This window comes from Aquabacterium sp. A3 (genome assembly GCF_038069945.1).
Taxonomy (GTDB): domain Bacteria; phylum Pseudomonadota; class Gammaproteobacteria; order Burkholderiales; family Burkholderiaceae_C; genus Aquabacterium.
This window is the reverse complement of the sequence record NZ_JBBPEV010000001.1, coordinates 1401230-1420354: the sequence shown is the minus strand read 5'-3', so window position 1 is coordinate 1420354 and position 19125 is coordinate 1401230. Positions and strand designations below refer to the sequence as shown.

The following is a 19125-nucleotide window of genomic DNA, read 5'->3' as shown; positions in this document are numbered from 1 at the left end:
CAAAACGGCAAGACCGCTGCTAGAAAAGCTTGCAGCGCCCATGCCCGCGTCAGCTCAGATTGTCGCGGCGGTGAAGCCCAAGGCAGAGCCTGCTGTTCCTGTCACCTTTCGCTCCATTAGGCCCTCTGCATTGACGCGGCAGTGCCAGTACGTTGAAGCACCTGATTGGGTTGAAGCGGGGCGCCAACTGTCCTTGGGCGAAGAGCGGACCGGGCAGCCGCCCATCGACGTATTCATCGGCATTGACTTTGGAACTTCATACACCAAAGCGGCTGTAGGCCTGATGGACGCGATCTTCCCTGTTCGGTGGGATGGCGCGAACAGCGCCGATGATCAGTTGACACTCCCTACCGAGTACTCAGTCTTGGAGGGAGGTCGGGCAGTTTTAGGGCAGCACCCTCGTGTAACACGTGAATCGGTGTTGGTAAACCTCAAACATCCTTTCCTCATGCCTGCAGTGTCACGCCGCTCCATATGCGAAGCTGCGGTCTTCCTCGCATTGGTGATTCGATACGTTCGCTCATGGACCTACAAGGAGCATGGTGACTTGTTGCGGCACAAGCGCCTCAATTGGATGCTCAACCTGGGCATGCCAAGCAATGGTCTTGAAGACGATCAGCAAAAGATTGCTTACCTGCGCTTGGTTCATTTGGCATGGCACCTCAGCCTGCAAGATCAAGTCCCCGGTCGACTCGATTCCGATACATCCCAGGTGTTGGATTGGATGACCAATCGTCCTGAATCTCTGGCTGACGAGCCAGGCCTCATCCCGGAGTTTTTGGCTCAAGTAGCAGGCTATGTCCAGTCATCGCAAAGAACAGATGGACTGCACTGTTTGGTTGATGTGGGTGGCGGTTCGTTGGATGTGGTCACGTTTTCTGTGATCCACCGCGAGGGTGAGGATAAGTTCGCCATATGGGCACCAGAGGTCAAACCTTTGGGCGTTCACATGCTGCTCCAAAACCGGTTGGTGGGGGCGGATACTCAGGACGCCAGCGCCGTAGATCCCATTTCATGCGCGCTGGAAGCTGAGGCTTTTGCACGGCAAGCAAGCCTGAAGCCCGATACGGTTCTGGCCCGAGATGGCTTGTTTGGGCAAGAGGTGGAGAAGCTCGTCAGGGCGGTTGTCGCAAAGACCAAGACAAAGCGCTACAAGCTTTCACCCGCCTGGGCTAACGGGCTGAGAGTTTTCATGTCGGGCGGAGGCGGTTCACTGGCTGAGTACCGAGGGCCGGTAGACGGAGGTGTCGGAAGGGTGGCCCACCGCGTCAACATGCTGGACATTCCCAGACATAACAAGGTGGCGGAACATCTGTTCCCACCTGGTAGCTACCACCGCATCTCAGTGGCCTGCGGACTGGCACAAGACCCCTTCAATTTTGGGACGCTCACTCTCGCGAAGGACATTGAAGACGACCCAGCTCTTGGCGCTGTCCATGTCCGCCCCAGACTCGACAGAGACGACCTGTACGCTAAATGAAACGCGATAGCATCCTCGGAGTGATTTGGATTTTGCTGTGAATACTGAAAAGATTTCTGTTCCTCGGGTAGGGATGCTGGCAACTGTGCGCAATCGGCGCGGCGTCATCTCCGCCGTCGAGCCATTTGCTGCCTCCAAGACATCTGAGCTGCTCCACTTGGTCACCATCGAGTTCAGCGATGCCGATGGCGAACCCGAAGAGACTGTGTTGTGGGAGCGGGAACGTGGGCCTGTGGTGCTGGAGCCCAACGCATTGCCCAAGGTCGATGCGGAAGCTCCCATGAAGATGGCCGAATTCCTTTCGCTCCAGCGGGCCACGCGCTGGACAGCCATCACGCCATTCCTCTCGCCAGAAGACCCCGATCGCCAAGCTGAGTCGGTCCCAACTGCTCCAGTTTATGGCGCCGTCAGTGCAGATGACTTCCAGTTGGTGCCGCTGGCCCGCGCCATGCGGATGCCGCGCGTGTCCTTGCTGCTGGCCGACGATGTCGGCTTGGGTAAAACGGTCGAAGCAGGTCTGATCCTTGCCGAGTTGGTCCGAAAGCGCCGGATCCGGCGCGTGTTGATCATCACCCCGGCCTCGCTGCGTACCCAGTGGCAGCAAGAAATGGAAGAGAAGTTCTCTCTGGGCTTTGACATCGTGGACAAGGCGGCCACGCATCGCTTGCAGAAAGAAATGGGGCTGGACGCCAACCCCTGGCGCGCGCTGCCCCGCATCATCACCTCGTACCACTACCTGCGCCAGCCAGACGTGCTGGAGCAGTTCATCGCCAACTGCCGGTCCACGCAGACCCAGCAGGGCGCCCAATTGCCTTGGGATCTGCTCATCGTTGACGAAGCGCACAACCTGATGCCGTCCAACTTTGGCGAGGACAGTGACCTGGCAGAAATGTTGCGCCTGCTGACGCCTTGGTTCGAGCACCGGCTGTTCTTGACCGCGACTCCGCACAACGGCCACACACGCTGTTTCTCCGGCCTCCTGGAGCAATTGGACCCCGTGCGGTTCACGCGCACACCCGCCTTCACCGAAAAAGAGCGCGCCATGATCGGCGATGTGCTGATCCGCCGTCTCAAGAGCGAGATCAACACGCAAGACAAGGATGCTGGACGGCCGCCGCGATTCGCCACGCGCAACCTGAAGCCAATGCCGCTCTACATGATGCGGGCCGAGAAAGACCTGGCCGTGGCCGTGCGAGCGTTCTGCGCGGCCCTTAAGCGCCAGATCTTGGCGGCCCCTGAAGTGCGCTCCGTGCTGAACTTTGCCATCGAGGTGCTGCGCAAGCGTCTGCTGTCCAGCCCGGTCACCTTCGCGGACAGCTGGCTGCGCTTCAAAGCGGGCCTTGATGCACAGGAGCAGACCCATGCAAGCGAAGTGCTGGCCGCTCGTCGGGCCGTTGAGGAAGACATCGATGACGATCAGGAGCGCGAAAGCCGGAACCTGCATGCGGCGCACGTTGTCGGCGCCTGGATGCACCCTTACTTGGGGAAACTGACCAAAGAAGTGGCCGCAGTCGATGCAGCCCTCCAGGCGCTGAAGCTGACCGACTTGCCAGTCACCACCAAGGTGCCTGCCGTTGATGCTCGCTTCGACCGGCTGAAAGAGCTGATCAGTGAGCGCTTGCGCAACGCTGAGGCCTGGAACCCTGACGAGCGCTTGATCATCTTCACCGAATACAAGACCACTCTGGATTACCTGGTGCAGCGCTTGGAGCGCGAGTACGGTGCCGACACAGGCGCCATCGTCCAGCTTTACGGCGGCATGTCCGATGAAGATCGCGAGCGCATCAAGCTTGCCTTCAATGACCCGGGCTCTGCAGTCCAGATCCTGGTGGCCACCGATGCTGCGTCCGAGGGCTTGAACCTCCAGCACACCGCTCGGTTTTTGGTGCACTACGAGATCCCCTGGAACCCCTCTCGGCTGGAGCAGCGCAACGGCCGTATCGACCGGCATGGCCAGGCGCGCGATGTCACGATCTTTCACTTCGCCAGTGACGATGATGCCGACCTGGCCTTTGTGGCCCGCGTGCTGGAGAAGGTCAACGACATCCGCGAGGACTTGGGATCAGTCGGTGAGTTGTTCGACGCGGCATTTCAGCGTCGCATGATGGAGCTGAACGACGATCAGGACGTGTTGGCCGACCTGGACCGCGAGATCGGGACCCGACAACACGCCACGGACGACGCCCGCGTGGTCACAGCCGAGCGCGGAATCGAAGAGCGTGCGCGCTTGGAGCGCTTGCTGACCGACCTGGATCTGACCCCTCAAACCCTTCAAAACACCCTGCGTATGGCACTGGGCCTGGGCTCGGCCCATGAGCCATTGCAAGGCCCGGACGCGACCGGACGCATGCGGCTGCGCACACCCCTGCCAGCGCGCTGGCAAGCCGTGGCTGATGACAGCCTGCGCCTGCGTGGTGATCGCGGCGTGGCTGGTGCCATGCCTTGGCTGGTGTTCGACAACCGCTACTTCGTCCACACCATCAACGGGCGCCCGGTGTTCCGCCCGTCGCCTGACACGGTCCTGATGCACCTTGGCCATCCGGTGATGCGCCAGGCGCTGACCTCGTTCGCCCGGTTGCGCTTTCCGGGGGGGCAAAGCGAGTTCGCTCCGCCGAGTCGCTGGGTGGCCACCCGTGGCCATGTGCCGGCCGGGGCAGATGCGCTTGTGCTGCTGACCATTGAGGAGCTGGGCATCAACGAACTCCGCGAAACGCTGCACCACTGGGTGCGCACCGTGGCCCTACCGGTGTCGGGTGGCAAGCTGGGCAGCATGCTGCCGTACGCCGGGCCACATGCAGCAACTATGCCTGGAGCCGAGGACGCAGCCATCGTGCCCGCCGCTCGCGACATCTGGGACGACGTCGACACCAGCGTCAAAACCTGGTTGAACGCCTACCGCGATCAACTGACCACCACATTGGCTCGCGAACTCAAATCGGCCGGTAGCACTGCTACTGAACACGAGAAAGCTGCTTTCGAGCGCCGTATTCGCGAGGTGGCCAGCCTGCAACGCGAGCAGAGCATCGAAAAGATCAAGCGCGAGATCGAAGAGCACCGCAAGCAGCAACTGCAGTACTCGTTACTGGAAGACGCCAACGAGAAGGCGGAACGTGAATTGCGCGATCTGCAAGATGAGCTCAAGCGCCGACAAGGCCAGTTCGGAGACCTGCTCGAACGCCTGACACAGGAGCGGGACCGCATCCTCAAACACGTCATGCCCCATCGCTTTGCACTCCTGGGATCGGCTCAAGTCTTCCCCGTGACCATCGAGATTCGTCTGCCGGGGAGCACGCAATGAGCATCGCCATCGATTGGTGGAGCAGCCTCAAGCATGGTGGCCTGCTCATCTCGCCGGACAAAGTTGCCAACGAATTTGCTACCGAGCTTTCGCCGCTGCCTGCCTGGCGGGCCGAGCGCCTGCGCCGCGCGCTCACAGCCTTCAATGGCGAGAACGAGCAACTGGGTGCGCTGCTGGACTTCGTGCTGCATGACCTGGCTGAACTGCCCGATGGTGAATGGCAGAAGGCCCAGGCGGTAGATGCACGTTGGAGCCTGCGCAGCTTCACGGGCGTCCTGGTCAAGCCACGCCGCCTGTGGCAAGGGCCGCAAGGTGAGGTACTGCCGGTCTTCGTGCCGGAAGACGGCGCTTCACGCCAATTCAGCGGCCGCCTGGGTGTGGGGCGCTCGCGCCAACTGCTCAGCCGCGTCGTGGAATGGCTGCGCCAGAAGCAGCAACCGCTGGCACTGGTGACCAACGGCCGACAGTGGCGGCTGGTGCATGCCGGCCAAGACTACGACGCCTGGTGTGAATGGGACATCGACCTGTGGTTTGTCGAAGGTGCCCCTGGCTCCCAGGTCACCGCGTGGCGCCAGTTGCTCAACCGGTCCGCGCTGGTGGCAGAGGCCGGGCAGCGACACGGCGTCCTCCTCAGTGCCATTCTGGCATCCCGCAAAGGCCAGGCAGACTTGTCTGCTGTGTTGGGCGAGCGTGTACGCCAGGCTGTGGAAGAGCTGATCACCGCATCGCATGGCGCCATCGAGCAGGCCCAGCAGGCCGGTACGGCGCCCGCCTATGCCGATCTGTACGTGGCAGGTTCACGCATCGTGATGCGTTGCATCATCACGCTCTTTGCTGAAGCCCGGAACCTGCTGCCGGTGGACAACCCGGTCTACCAGCGTGCCTACAGCCTCGAAGGCCTGCGCCAGACGCTGGATCGCCGTGCCACTGGCCGTGGCAACGATCGTTTGTCGCAAAGCCGCAGTGCCTGGCCCCGGTTGATGGCCCTGTTCCGGCTGATCCACGAAGGCTCGTCTCACGAAGCCTTGCCCGTGCCGCACTACAGCGGCGCACTGTTCGCACCTGGCGACGCTGCCTCCAAAGACGGCATTGATCGTGCCCTGGCCTTGTTGGAGGGGCCGCAAAACGCCGTGACCGACCGTCAGGTTCACCGCATGCTGCAACTGCTCACCCGAACGGTGATGCGGGTTCGGCAAGGTCGCAGCAGTCGGTTGGTGCCATCGCCCGTTGATTTCTCGGCCCTGTCGTCCGAGTACATCGGCATCTTGTACGAGGGCCTGCTGGACTTCGAACTCAAGCAAGCGGCTGTTGATGACCCGGTCATCTTCCTGGCGGTGGGCAACGAACCTGCCTTGACCCTGTCGCAGTTGGAAGGGATGAGCGATGCCGTGATCAAGCAGTTGTTCGACGCGCTCAAGAAAAAAGACAAAGCCGGCGGTGGCGATGGTGATGACGATGGCGGTGAGGACGAAGCCGCTGAGGCCGACGAGGAAGCCGGATCTGATGCAGAGGCTGACGACATTGAAGAGGTTGCAGAGCCTGAGGAGGCGCCAACAGACGTCGCTGCTGAAGATGACGAGCTGGCCCTCAGCCAAGACCACCTGCAACGCGCCCAGGCGTGGCTGGAGAAGGCCGCCGTCATCGCTGGTTTGGTGAAGAAGCCTCGTGGTCGCCGAGCGGCGGGGGCTGCTGACGGCGAAGATGCCGAGGCCTTGGCCAAGGCCGCTCGCAGTCTGTGTGCGCGCCAGGTCGCGCCAGGCCAGTTCTACCTGGTTCGCTGGGGTGGTACACGAAAAGGCGCGGGCACTTTCTACACCCGCCCTCAATTGGCCGCACCCACCGTGCGCCGTGCCCTGCAACCCTTGGCCTATGAAGCGGCCCGCACCGAAGTCGACACGCGCACTGGCTTGACCGAAGTAGTGGACTGGGTGCCGAAGCGGCCTGAAGACATCCTGGCGCTCAAGGTGTGCGACCCGGCCATGGGCTCAGGCTCCTTCCTGGCCGGTGCGCTGCGCTACCTGACCGATGCCCTGGTGGCTTCGCTGTACCACCACAAGCTGATTGAACGGTCGGAAGACGGTGGCGTGCCCCGCATGGCCGATGGCCAGATCAGCGAGGTGCTGAGCGATGAACTGTTGAAGCTGCGCCCCACCGAGGAAGGCTTTGAAGACGCACTGCGTGCCCAACTCAAGCGCCACATCGTCGAGCGCTGCCTCTACGGCGTGGACCTGGACCCACTGGCCGTGGAATTGGGCCGCATGGCCCTGTGGGTGGAAACCATGGACCGGGACCTGCCATTCGGCTTCCTGGACCACAAGCTCAAGGTAGGCAACGCCTTGGTCGGCACTTGGTTTGACACTTACCGTGACTATCCGGCCCTGGCCTGGGAGCGCGAAGGTGGAGACAAGGACTACCAGAAGGACAAGCCACAGAATCTGGTCAATCACTCCTACACCGACGCCAAGGGCAAGAAGCGCGGCGACAAGTTCACCGCCGCCATTGCTGCGCGCAGCAAGGCCGTACCTGAGCAGCTGATCGGTCAACTGAGCGGCCAGATCACGCTGGAAGGTGGGCTGGAAGCCAGCGAGGTGCACAACGAACTGCTGAAGGTGTTCCGCAAGCTGCACCGCCTGCCTGTGCACGACAGCGACCGCCGCGCCACCGTCTACCGCGAGGAGGTGCTGGCCAACCCGCACTACCATGCGCTGAAGGCCCGCATGGACCTGTGGTGCGCGCTGTGGTTCTGGCCTGGGGACCAGATCGACGTGGCCCCGCTGCCGCTGCAGTTTGGCCAACCCAGTGAGACTGCCTTGGCCGTGGCCACCGAGGTGGCAGCCAGGCGGCACTTCTTTCATTGGGAGTTGGAGTTCCCTGACGTGTTCACAGCCAGCCAGCAGGGCTTTGACGCGATCTTGGGCAACCCGCCGTGGGAGATCCAGAAGCCCAGCTCCAAGGAGTTCTTTTCCAACCACGACCCGCTGTACCGCGCCTACGGCAAGCAAGACGCATTGGCCCAGCAGATCGAGTACTTCAAGGCCAACCCGCAGCTGGAACACAAATGGATTGCCTACGTGGCAGGCATCAAAGCGATGTCGAACTGGGTGAAGTGCGCTGGCCAACCGTTTGGCGACCGCGTCACCACCGACAAGGACGGCAAGAAAAAACACGATCTGAACCTGGGTGGCCGAGGCCGCGACAGCTTTGTCGTGTCACAGCGTCTGCACGACAAGTGGCTGAGCCAGCGCAAGAAGCGCAAGGGCTTCGCTGACAGCGCCCACCCTTTCAAGCACCAGGGATCGGCCGACCTGAACACCTACAAGATGTTCCTGGAGCAAAGCCATGCGCTGATGCGACCGCACGGGCGCATGGGCATGATCGTGCCCAGTGGCATTTACACCGACAAGGGCACCACCGACCTGCGCACGCTGTTCCTGGACCACTGCGAATGGCAGTGGTTGTTCGGGTTCGAGAACCGCGAGGGTATCTTCGACATTCACCGCTCATTCAAGTTCTGCCCGCTGGTGATCCAGAAAACCGGCACCACGCAGGCGATCCGTGCGGCGTTCATGCACCGCAATGTGGACGACTGGGCTCAGGCCGAGCGGCATGTCATGGCCTACCCACGCGAACGCGTGCTCGAGTTCTCCCCATACTCAAAGGCCATCCTGGAAATTCGCAGCGAGCAAGACCTGAGGGTGCTGCAGAAGATCTACGCCAACGGCGTGCTGCTGGGTGACCAAAGCGAACGCGGCTGGGGCGTCAAGTACGCCCGCGAGTTCGACATGACCAACGACTCCAAGCTGTTCCCGCCACGGCCGAAGTGGGAAGAGAAGGGGTACCAGCCGGACGAGTATGGTCATTGGCTGAAGGGGCCTTGGCAACCATACAGCGGGCCGAGCAACATCCTGGATCGCCCGGCGGGGCTGGTGCTGTCGCGTGATGGCAACCAGGCGCTCCACGTTGGCAGCATCGAGGACGTGGCGTTGCCGCTCTACGAGGGGCGGATGATTGGGCAGTTCGATTCGGCCGAGAAGGGCTGGGTGAGTGGCAAAGGTCGCGCGGCCGTCTGGCGAGAGCTGAGCTATGACGAGAAGGAACTGGAGCCGCAGTTTTTGATGGGACTGGAAGATGCAGTAGATAACGGCATGCTTCTCGATTGGAAAGCTCCAATGCTCAACATCGGAAGCGCCACCAATAGCCGGTCGGTGATCGCAGGCTTGATGCGAGGCTTCCCTTGCAACCACTCGCTGAATCCGATTACCTTTCAGGATCAGGAGTTGACCTTCTGCGCTCCCGTTGCGCTGAACAGTTTTGTCTTCGACTACGACGTTCGCCAGCGGCTCGGTGGGTTGAACCTCAGCTTCTTCCTGCTGGACGAATCGGTCTTCCCGAGGCCTGGGAGGGCACGACACCTAGCGGCTATTGGTCGAGCGCTCAGTGCAACTTCTGAGCGGGTAGCCAACGCCTGGTTGGTTGACATTGACCGTTCAAAGTCATGGCGAAGACACTGGGCCGTCACGCCCCATGAGCGCCTACGCCTGCGAGTAATCGCCGACGCGGTGACAGCACACATCTATGGGCTGTCCACAGAAGACTTCGCGCACATTCTGGCTGATTGCGACAGACCGGAAGATGATCTTCGTAGTCGTGTCACGGGCTTCGATCCAAAGGGATTCTGGCGTGTTGACCGTGATCGCCCTCCCGAACTCAGGGCGACCGTGTTGTCTCTCGTAGCACTACATGAGATTTCTCGTCTTGGCCTTGAGCCGTTTATGGCGATGAATGACGGCGAGGGGTGGTTGCTTCCGGAGCATCTACGCTTGGCTGACTTTGGCTTAGGGCACGATTCGCGTGCGGAAGCAGTGCAGGAAGTCGCAAGGCATTTCGGTCCCCGTCACCTCGACTGGCAGCTCTCAGAAGACGTTGACCGCTCATGGCAAGAATGTGAAGCTCACGCAGCGCTGATTCGAACCATCGCACCTAAGATCTACGTGGACGAAGCGCGTACAGCTGTGGGTGCGCTGGCGCCTGCTAACGATCCGAACCATCAACCAGGTTTGTTCTGATGCTCAACCCCATCACCTACACCGAGCAGGTCGTCGGCGACTTTTTGCGCTACCAGCTCAGCACCTACGCTTTCGCCGACACGGGCCTGTACCAGCAGATGCGGACGCTGCTCAACCTGGAGCACACCCGTAACACGCCACTGATGAAGGGGCCGTACATCTCGCTGTCACGCACCTTCCAGCAGGGCGCGACCTTGGAACAGTTGGTGAAGGAAGGGGTGCTGCACGCCCACATCCGCAAGCTGTCTCCCTACCCGGCGGCCTACCGCCACCAGGAGCAGGCTTTCCGTGCCATCCACGCCGGCCAGCCTACGCTGGTGGCCACGGGCACGGGCTCGGGCAAGACCGAATCTTTCCTGTTTCCCATCATCAGCCGCTGCCTGCAACTGCGTGACGAGGATGCGACCGCAGGCATCACCGCTGTGATCGTCTACCCCATGAACGCGCTCGCCGAAGACCAGTTGCAACGCATGCGCGCGCTGCTTGCCGGTACGGGCGTGACCTTCGGCATGTACGTGGGCAAGACGCCGCAGAAAGAGTCTGACGTGGTGGGCGTGCGCTTGCCGCCCGGCAGCACTGCGGCCGACTATCAGAACAAGCTGGCCGACATGCAGGCCAAGAAGCAGGACGTGGCCCTGCACCCTGCGGAAGAGCGCACCAGCCGCGAGGCCATGCGAACCCCCGGCCAACAACCGCGCATCCTGCTGACCAACGTGAAACAGTTGGAGCTGTTGCTGACCCGCCAGCACGACCTGGAGTTGTTCGACAACGCCCGGCTGGAGTTCATGGTCTTCGACGAGGCCCACACCTTCACCGGGGCGCAAGGTGCCGAGACGGCTTGCCTGATTCGCCGCCTACGTGCCTATTGCGGCAAGGACCAGTCCAGCACCACCTGCATTGCCACCTCGGCCACCATCGCCGATCCGGTCAAGGGCCTGGACGCTGGGCGCGAGTTTGCCAGCCGCTTCTTTGGCGTGGACGGCAAGAATGTCGCCCTGGTGGGCGAAAGCTACGAGGCCGATGTGTGGGGTACGCCCCGAACTGCCAGCCCGCCACTCAACGGTGACCAATCGGCCCAGTTGCAGACCGTGCTGGAGGTGCTGACCCAGGTTGACCGGGAAGAGGCCACCGAGGCCGATGTGCAGGCCTTGCGCGTATGGTTCACCACCGCCACGGGCAGCCGATTGCAGCCTGGCCCTTGGCGCGAGGCCATCGGGCATTGGATGAGCCACAACGAAGTGGTCTACCAGATCGCTGAATCGCTGCGCCGTCCGCGTGCGCTCGATGACCTGCTGGTCAATCTGAGCGAAAAGCTGGGGCGCACCATCTCACAAGAGGAGATCCTGGTGTGGCTGGCCCTGGGCGCTGCCGCGCGCCAAGGCGGCCGGCCCTTGTTGCGCCCTGTAGTGCATGGCTTTGTGCGCGGCGTCAGCGGCGCGGTGGTCACCTTCCCTGACCAGAGCAAGGATGCCAAGCTGTGGCTGTCGGCTGAGGACGCACTGGCCGAGAACACCGACCTGCATCGCTTCCCGCTACTGAGCTGCACCACCTGCGGGCAGCACTACTTCGAGCACGGTTTGGAGGACTTTGACTTCACCGGCGCGCACCCCGGTGGTGGCTCAGCTGAGGGCAAGGGCCGCGTCTGGCGTGGGGCAGACATCAAACTGGGCGGCGTGCGTGCCTTGTCGCTGGACCACCAAGTGGGCAACGATGCCGAGGAAGAGCCCGTCCGAACCGAAACGCTGTTCGCCTGCCGTTACTGCGGCACTGTCCATGATGACAACGTCACTGAGTGCGCGGGCTGTGGCCGCAACAAGGCGCTCAAGCCGCTGTACTTCGTCCAGCAGAAGGATGAGCACAAGGGCAAGTTGACGCGTTGTGTGTCTTGCGGAGCGGCTGGCCGCCGATTCAGTGGCAACTACCGTGAGCCAGCGCGTCCTGTTCGGGCCACCACGGTGGCCGACGTGCATGTGTTGGCCCAAAGCATGATTCACCGTGCCGAGCGCCGCCGCCTGCTGGTGTTTGCTGACAACCGGCAGGACGCGGCCTTCCAGGCTGGCTGGATGCAAGACCGATCGCGCCGCTATCGCTTCCGCGAACTGATTTATCAGAAACTCAAGCAGGGAACGATTTCGGTCAGCGACCTCACGCTGTGGCTGGACCAGCACTTGGATGCGGACGACGAGTTGTCGCGTGCGCTGATCCCTGAGGTGTGGCGTGTCGAGCCCAAGTCAGAGACGGGCCAGGCGCACGGCCAGGAACGCAAGTGGTTCCTGCGTGTTCAGATCTTGCGTGAACTGGCCATCGGTGGCCGACAGCGCCTGGGCCTGGAACCCATGGGCCGACTGAAGGTGGACTACCTGGGCCTGGACGGTGAGCGCCCTGAGATCAAGCGATGGGCTGCCAGGATCGGCTGCGAGCCTGAGGCGCTGGCGCAGGGCGTGGCGTCTCTGCTGGATGCAGCGCGGTCACGGCGCATGATCTTTGACAGTGTCACCGGCGTGTATTCCAAGGTGTGGCTGGACGGCGAGCGCGAGGTCTTGCGGGGTTACCTGCCATCCATGAAGGGCGTGCCCTCGGCTCTGAAGTTCCAGCGTGACGGGCAAGACGACGAGACACGAATCAAGCAGTGGTTCAGCACCCATGCCACTGTGGCCCGACAAGCGGCACTGGCCTGGGGTGTTCCCAGCGGTGATGCAGGCGAGTTCCTGAGCGAGATGTGGGCGCTGGTGGCCAACGAGCTGCTGCTGTTGGCGCCGGTTCAGTTGAAGGGTGCTCGCGGCAAGTTGCTGCCTGGCTGCGTGGGCGCGCACCAGGTGGACGTCGATCGGTTGAAGATGCGACCCGCCAAGGGCATGTACCGCTGTCAAACCTGCCGGCGCTTGCACAGCCGACCGAACCCGACGCTGTCATGCATGGCTTGGCGTTGCGCGGGCAAGCTGGTGTTGGAGCCGGAGAACGCGGACGACTACGACCTGCTGTTGCTCGATCAGGAATTCGCTATGTTGCGTGCCAAAGAGCACTCAGCCCAGATCCCCGGGCCAGACCGGGAGCGCATCGAGAACGCTTTCAAGGGCGACAACGAGCGCATCAACACGTTGGTGTGTACACCCACGCTGGAGATGGGCGTGAACATCGGTGCCTTGGATGCGGTGCTGATGCGCAACGTGCCCCCGCTTCCAGCCAACTACTGGCAGCGCGCAGGCCGTGCGGGTCGTCAGTTCCGCATGGCGCTGGACATCACCTATGCGCGCGCCGCCAGCCATGACCGTGCCTACTTCAACGAACCGTTGAAGATGCTGGAAGGTTTGGTCGAGCCCCCCAGCTTCAACTTGCGCAACCCCATCATGGTGGCCAAGCATGTGCATGCCACGGTGCTCACTGCAGTTTTCAAGATGCTGCGTGACAAGGCCCTGCCTCAAGCCGCGATGGATGAGCTGCAAGAAGCGGTACGCAGTTGCTTGCCACAGCAGATCAGAACTTACCTGTTCACCCCTGAGGGCATGGTGCGCCCTGCGCCGATGAAGGTGAGCGCGTTGGAAACAGTGATTCAGCGCCATCGCCAAGCACTGCTGTCGGCCACGATGACGGCCTTCCAGCAAGGGTGGCCAGCGGCAGATGCTGATGTGGTCAGCCAGGCCAGTGTGGAGGCCACCATCGACGGGTTGTCAGCAGAGTTGCAAGTGGTGGTGGACCGCCTCTTCCAGCGCCTGCAATGGGCGCTGAATCAGCTGGAGCGCCTGCGCAAGGTGGCCAGTGCCAAGGGGGCGCTGGACCCTGATGAAGAAGCGCTGCGCAGTCGCTGCGAGCGCCTGGTCAAGAAGCTCAAGGGTGAGGCTCGCCGTCGGGCTAACCAGGCCGAGGGTGTTGACGACACCAACACCTATGGCGTGCTGGCGGCCGAAGGCTTCCTGCCAGGCTATGGCCTGGACACCGGCGCGGTCAGCATCACGCACATCGCACCGCGCTTTGGATCAGACATCTCTGACTGGGAACTGCGGCGCAACAGCGCACTGGCCGTGCGCGAGTACGTGCCGGGTAACCTGATCTACGCCAACGCACACAAGTTCGTGCCGCGCACCTTCCATCTGGTGCCGGAAGAGCCAATCGTGTTTGCGGTGGACCTTGCGAATGAAGCGATCCAGGAGACCGGAGGGCTGGGTAAGGCTGCTGCACCCACGCAAGCTGAATCGGTGGGGGTGTCCAGCATCTTCGGCGTGCAGGTGTGTGACGTGGATGCGCCGCACCAGTCCTACATCTCAGACGATGAGGACTACCGCTTCCAGCTTCCGGTGGCCGTCTTCGGCCAGGACCAAGGGCGCCATTCGGGTGGCAAGGCCTATGAATGGGGTGCGGCCACGCTGCACCTGAAGCACGGGCTGCACATGCGCTTGGTCAATGTGGGTGCGGCTTCGCAGGTGCGATCCAGCGGTGAGATGGGCTACCCCGTGTGCATGGTCTGCGGCCAAAGCCGCTCGCCGATGAGCACCCTCAAGGAGCTGGATGCCTTCAACGAGCACCACATCGAGCGTTGTGGGCGGCCCATCCAGAAGATCGCTTTCTACGCCGAAGTGGTGGCCGACGCGCTGGTGCTGCCCGACTGTGCGTCGAAGGAGGCTGCTTACAGCGTGATGGAAGCCTTGCGGCAAGGGGCTGCGGGTGTACTGGACATGGAAATCTCGGATCTGCAGGTTCAGGTGTTGGGTAAGCCAGGGTCTGACAAGTTCGATGCCCTGTTGTATGACCCGATGCCTGGTGGTTCGGGCCTGCTGGAGCAGTTGCTCGCGCACTGGCCCGCTGTGGTCAAGCACACCCTGGCGCTGGTCGAGGACTGCCCATCCGCCTGCGACACCTCGTGCATCGATTGCTTGCAGAACTTTCGCAATTCGTTCTATCACGAGCACCTGAACAGGCATGCGGCGTTTGAGTGCATCACGAACTGGGGTGACGGCCTCATCCTCAGCCACGCGATCCCAGCAGTGCTGCCCGACGACAACCAGGGCAAGAAGCCTGGCAACCCGCCCGAGCAGCAGCTCGTTGCCATGCTCAAAGCGGCTGGCCTCCTCGACTTTGAGACGGAGCGACCCATTGAGTTGAGCGGCGGCGTGGTGACCCGGCCTGATGTCTACTTCCACAAACCGAACGACCAGTTCGACGGCGTTTGCGTCTACCTAGACGGTATGAGTGAGCACCTGCATGGCAACTCGCAGACGGCGGCGCAGGACCGGCAGATCCGCGATGAATTGCTGAACACCGACTACGAGGTGGTGGCCATCCAGTACCAGGAGCTGTACGACAAGACCGTGATGCGCACGCACATGCGCCGCATCGCCAAGGCCGTGGTGGGCAAGGCCAAAGCCAAAGAAGTCGAAGCCGCCGACGGGTGGTTTGAAATCGCCACGGGTGCGCAACCGGCCGAGGCGCCAGCCAGTGCCCCGAGCGCCACGATCTACCCGTTCCCCGTGATCCAACCCGGTCAGGCAGCGTTCAAGCCCTACGACACTTGCGTGCCGATCAGCACACTGAAGGCTGCGGCGGGCCTGTGGAGTGAGGAGCAGGGCAATCTTGATGCTTTGGCTGACCACGCCGACGAGTGGGCCGTTCTGGATGAGTTCAAGCTGGCACCGGGGATGTTCGTTGCACAGGTTGTGGGCCAATCGATGGAGCCTTTGGTTCCGTCTGGAAGCTACTGTCTGTTCCGCCCGGTGCCAGGTGGCACGAAGGATGGACGTAAGCTGCTGGTCTGGCACAGCGGCGTGACCGATCCGGAAACGGGCGGGCAATACACGCTCAAGCTGTATCGCAGCGAGAAGTTGGTTGGCGATGACGGTGATGTCCAGCAGACCAAGATCACCTTGAGTCCAGTGAACCCGGCGTTCACGCCGATCCAGCTGACCCCGTCTGACGCAAACGCGGTGCGAGCTGTCGCTGAGCTGGTTCGGGTCCTCTGACGCGAGCAAAGACCACAAGAAATTTCAATTTGGGAAGCAAAACGACATCATGGAACGAACCCGGACGATCACGGTCTCTTGCCTGAACCTCGCCATGCACTCGCCACATTCCAGGAGGCGGTATGTGGAGCTGTTGTCTACGGCGTTCGCCGCCAAACGCATGGTGCGCCTTGGAAGTGTCCACGGGGGAATGATCGGCTCACTGTATGGCACGGCCAGCGCGAGCGCTGAGAAGGAGTTGACGGGCGAGCTGTATCGCTTCTTGAAGCTGGACCCCGACGAGCCATGGTTCAACGCCCAGACGAAAGAGGCCGCATCACCTGACGATCTGGAAGCACTGAGTATTCCTTCGCACCTGCTGCCGCATTTGCAGAGGGTCCCGTTTCTGTTCAAACCGGCCACCCATCGCCTGTACCTTGTATCCAAGGATCGAAAAGACAACATGTCCCCGAGTACTGCCAAGCAGCTCTTGGATGGCGTCTTTCAGCCGCTCGCCTTGGAGGGTTTGTTCCCTCCTGTGGAAATCACGGTGGAGCCGGCCAAGGATGCGCTGGATGAGATCTTGAGCCTCACGTCACTCGAACATCTGGTGATCGAGCTGGTTCCGCCCAATCCTGACGATGGCGATGACATCGAGAAGAGCTGGAAAGATCGGCTGAAGAAACAGAACGTCCGCAAGCAAACGGTTCAGCTGGACTCAGAACGGAACCAGACGATCAAGCCAGATGCGGAGACGGTGGCCCTGGCCAGGGTGGCGGCAAGCAATGGCAAGGTGACGGCAAGCGGTCACGATGCAGCCGGAGTCAAGCAGGACATGTCGACCGAGGATAAGCCCTTGCGCGAACGCTTCCAGCATGATCCAAATGTCGAGACACTGTTTGACACGTTGCGGCGAGCCGCAGACATGCTCGGCTGACGGGGTGACCATGTACAAGGGCGTGTTCAGCATCTACGCACGGTACTGGCGTGCCTATGGCGGCACCGCTGCCTTGGTGCGCTCGTTCTACTTGCACGCGGCGCTTCTGATCACGTTGATTTGTGCCAATGTCTGGCTCACCCCTGGTTGGTGGGATCAAGTGACTGCGATCGTCCCCAACGTCCTCGGCTTCACCCTTGGAGGGTTTGCCATCTTCATCAGCTTCGGCGATGAGAAGTTCAGGCAACTGCTCGCTGAGCCAGATGACGAGGACGACGAGGATGCCCCGACCGCTTACGTCAGGCTTTGCTCCACATTCGTGCACTTCATCCTGGTACAGATCTTGGCGCTGTTGTTCGCGATCATCGCCAAGGCCATGTACTTCCCTTGGATTGATGCACCGGCTTTTTTCAAGGCCGCCCTTCCGTGGATGAATGGGGCGGCGGGTTTCATTGGCTACGCGCTCTTCATCTATTCCCTCGCCAGCGCCCTGGCTGCGACGATGCACGTGTTTCGGATCGCGTCGATGTACGAAAGCTTTCAGAAGAGCCAAGCCGAAGCTGAAAATGATCCCAGGTGACTCACAACGATTGATGCGTGAGGGGAAGGCTTTCGCGCCACGTTGGCGCTGAGTTACCAGCGTGGCAGGTCCTGCGCAGCCGACCACGCCCCATCGACCATGGCCTTGACCGCGACGCTCGGCCCCAACTCTGCTTGCAGTTCCCTGGTGATTTGCGATTGCTCGCGTCTGTGTCGCGTCCAGAATGACCCGGGCGGCCCATATGGGGGCTCGCTGATGTTCTCGTCATGGTCTCGCTGCCAGGCGGCGATTCGCCTGACCAACGGGAATGGCAAATCCAGTTGGTCATAGGTCAGCGCGATGCCCTCTGCATCCCACAAACCACTGCAGTGCTCCTTGCTGTTCACGCGTAGTTCGGTGAGTTGCTGTGTGAATGCCGTGCGCAGCGCCCGCTTGGCAGCCACTCGCTCTGGGGCGCCACATTGCTTCAAAAAGTATTCGGGGTTTGATCGCCCCATGCGGTCTATGCCGAGGCACTTGATGGCGATCCCATTTTCCAGTGCGAGCCAAAGCAGGTCCTCCACTGATTCGTGTAGGTGCAGGTCACGTCCCTTTGATGCGGCTGTGTCACCTGTGATGATAAACAGCTCGTCGATCAACGCCAGAGTCTCGATGGGTTGATCCACGCACTGTCCCTGCATGTAGTCTGTGCGCCATCTGGGGCAGTTGATCGCCGCTTGCCTGATCCAGGCAAAAGACGCCAAATCCTGTGGGGCGACGACATGAGCGTCGGCACCGATCTGCATGGCCAGGATGGCCTGAGCCACCGGGCGTGCCTCTGGGCTTGAGAACAACACGCCGATGGTTTTGCGGGCGCCAGGTGGCAGGTAGCTGATCCGGCAGGGCAATGTTTCCAGTCCCGACGCGCCGTTCATCTTGTACGGATGGGTGTAGCTTGCCGGGTCGATCAGCACGGCTTTGAGTTCATCCACATCCCGGACGCCACTGATGGTCACGAGATGCTTCACGAACGTCGCGTCGGGCTTATGTGAGCAACACCAGTGCAGCACCAAGAACCGATGCACGTAATCGTCGTCCAGTTCATCTTGCAGATCAGCGAAGTGGTAGACCGACTCGCCCAGGGTTTGCTCCAACGCCTGAGCAATGGGGTAGATGGCCTTGCGCCATTGGATGAAGGGGTTCTCGTCTGATGGCCAATCTTCTTTGGTGCCCCACCTGTCGATGTCGATCCAGGGTGCGCCAGGGGTGAACTCGATCATCGCTTTACTGGGCGGCCATTCGGGAAGGTCAAGCAGCGACCACGGGCTGGTCCAGTTGTCCGGCCCCCGGAACATGGGCACGGATGCTGCGACCCCGATGGACTTTTCGAGGAATTCGGCGACTGCTTCTGAAATCAGCCCTTCCTTCTTCAGTGCCTCGACAAATGTCGCCGCTGGCAGGCATTCGGGAGAATCGGGCCTCAAATCATCCAGGAAGCGGGCCGTTGGCACATCTGGCATGTCGGCCCTCAACTCCTTGACCAGGGCGCGCGCATGAGCCGGTGCCTCGTCTGCGGCCATGCCTTGGTGTCGCAGCAGAATGATCAGTGCGGCAACGGGGTTGATGTACGGCATGCGATGGCCAGCAGGAGGCTCCAGCAAGGTGATATGCCCGTGCCAACGCTGGTGCTCAGGCAAGTCGAGGAAGCCTGTCAGGGTGGCCAATTCTTGCGGCTCAAGCCCGGAAACGGGCAGGGCTTTCATCAATGCGGAAATGTTGACCATCTGGAAGATCCTCTGAACTTAAATCTGCCTGTTGGACAGGGGCATCCGTTCCATTGTGATCAGTCTTAGGCTCATGGCATGAGCTTCAGTGTGGTGTCGGGCGAGCCATG

At 61.5% G+C, this 19125-nt stretch carries 7 protein-coding genes; 6 read left to right on the top strand and 1 reads right to left on the bottom strand.

Annotated features, from left to right (window positions below; all coding sequences use genetic code 11):
- Positions 1-40 precede the first annotated feature (40 nt).
- From WNB94_RS06270 to WNB94_RS06245, 6 genes are all read left to right on the top strand, one after another.
- Positions 41-1480 carry a hypothetical protein gene (locus WNB94_RS06270; protein ID WP_341389127.1) on the top strand — a complete coding sequence of 480 codons (1440 nt, stop codon included), beginning with the start codon at positions 41-43 and terminating at the stop codon, positions 1478-1480.
- A 73-nt stretch (positions 1481-1553) separates the two neighbouring features.
- Complete coding sequence (drmD, locus tag WNB94_RS06265) at positions 1554-4778, top strand: DISARM system SNF2-like helicase DrmD (RefSeq protein WP_341389961.1); 3225 nt, start codon at positions 1554-1556, stop codon at positions 4776-4778.
- The gene (locus WNB94_RS06260) at positions 4775-9844 is read left to right on the top strand and encodes an Eco57I restriction-modification methylase domain-containing protein (protein WP_341389126.1); all 5070 of its coding nucleotides are present in this window, start codon (positions 4775-4777) and stop codon (positions 9842-9844) included. Before drmD ends, WNB94_RS06260 begins: the two co-directional genes overlap by 4 nt.
- Positions 9844-15795: a DEAD/DEAH box helicase gene (locus WNB94_RS06255; RefSeq protein ID WP_341389125.1), complete on the top strand. Its 5952-nt coding sequence runs from the start codon at positions 9844-9846 to the stop codon at positions 15793-15795. Before WNB94_RS06260 ends, WNB94_RS06255 begins: the two co-directional genes overlap by 1 nt.
- A 49-nt stretch (positions 15796-15844) precedes the next feature.
- On the top strand, positions 15845-16711 hold the full coding sequence (locus tag WNB94_RS06250) for a DUF4747 family protein (protein WP_341389123.1): 867 nt from the start codon (positions 15845-15847) through the stop codon (positions 16709-16711).
- A gap of 10 nt (positions 16712-16721) precedes the next feature.
- The gene (locus WNB94_RS06245; RefSeq protein WP_341389122.1) at positions 16722-17291 is read left to right on the top strand and encodes a hypothetical protein; all 570 of its coding nucleotides are present in this window, start codon (positions 16722-16724) and stop codon (positions 17289-17291) included.
- A gap of 53 nt (positions 17292-17344) precedes the next feature.
- Here the strand turns inward: WNB94_RS06245 and WNB94_RS06240 are convergent, their stop codons facing one another.
- Positions 17345-19015, bottom strand: a complete 1671-nt coding sequence (locus tag WNB94_RS06240; RefSeq protein WP_341389121.1) for a hypothetical protein — start codon at positions 19013-19015, stop codon at positions 17345-17347.
- Positions 19016-19125 lie beyond the last annotated feature (110 nt).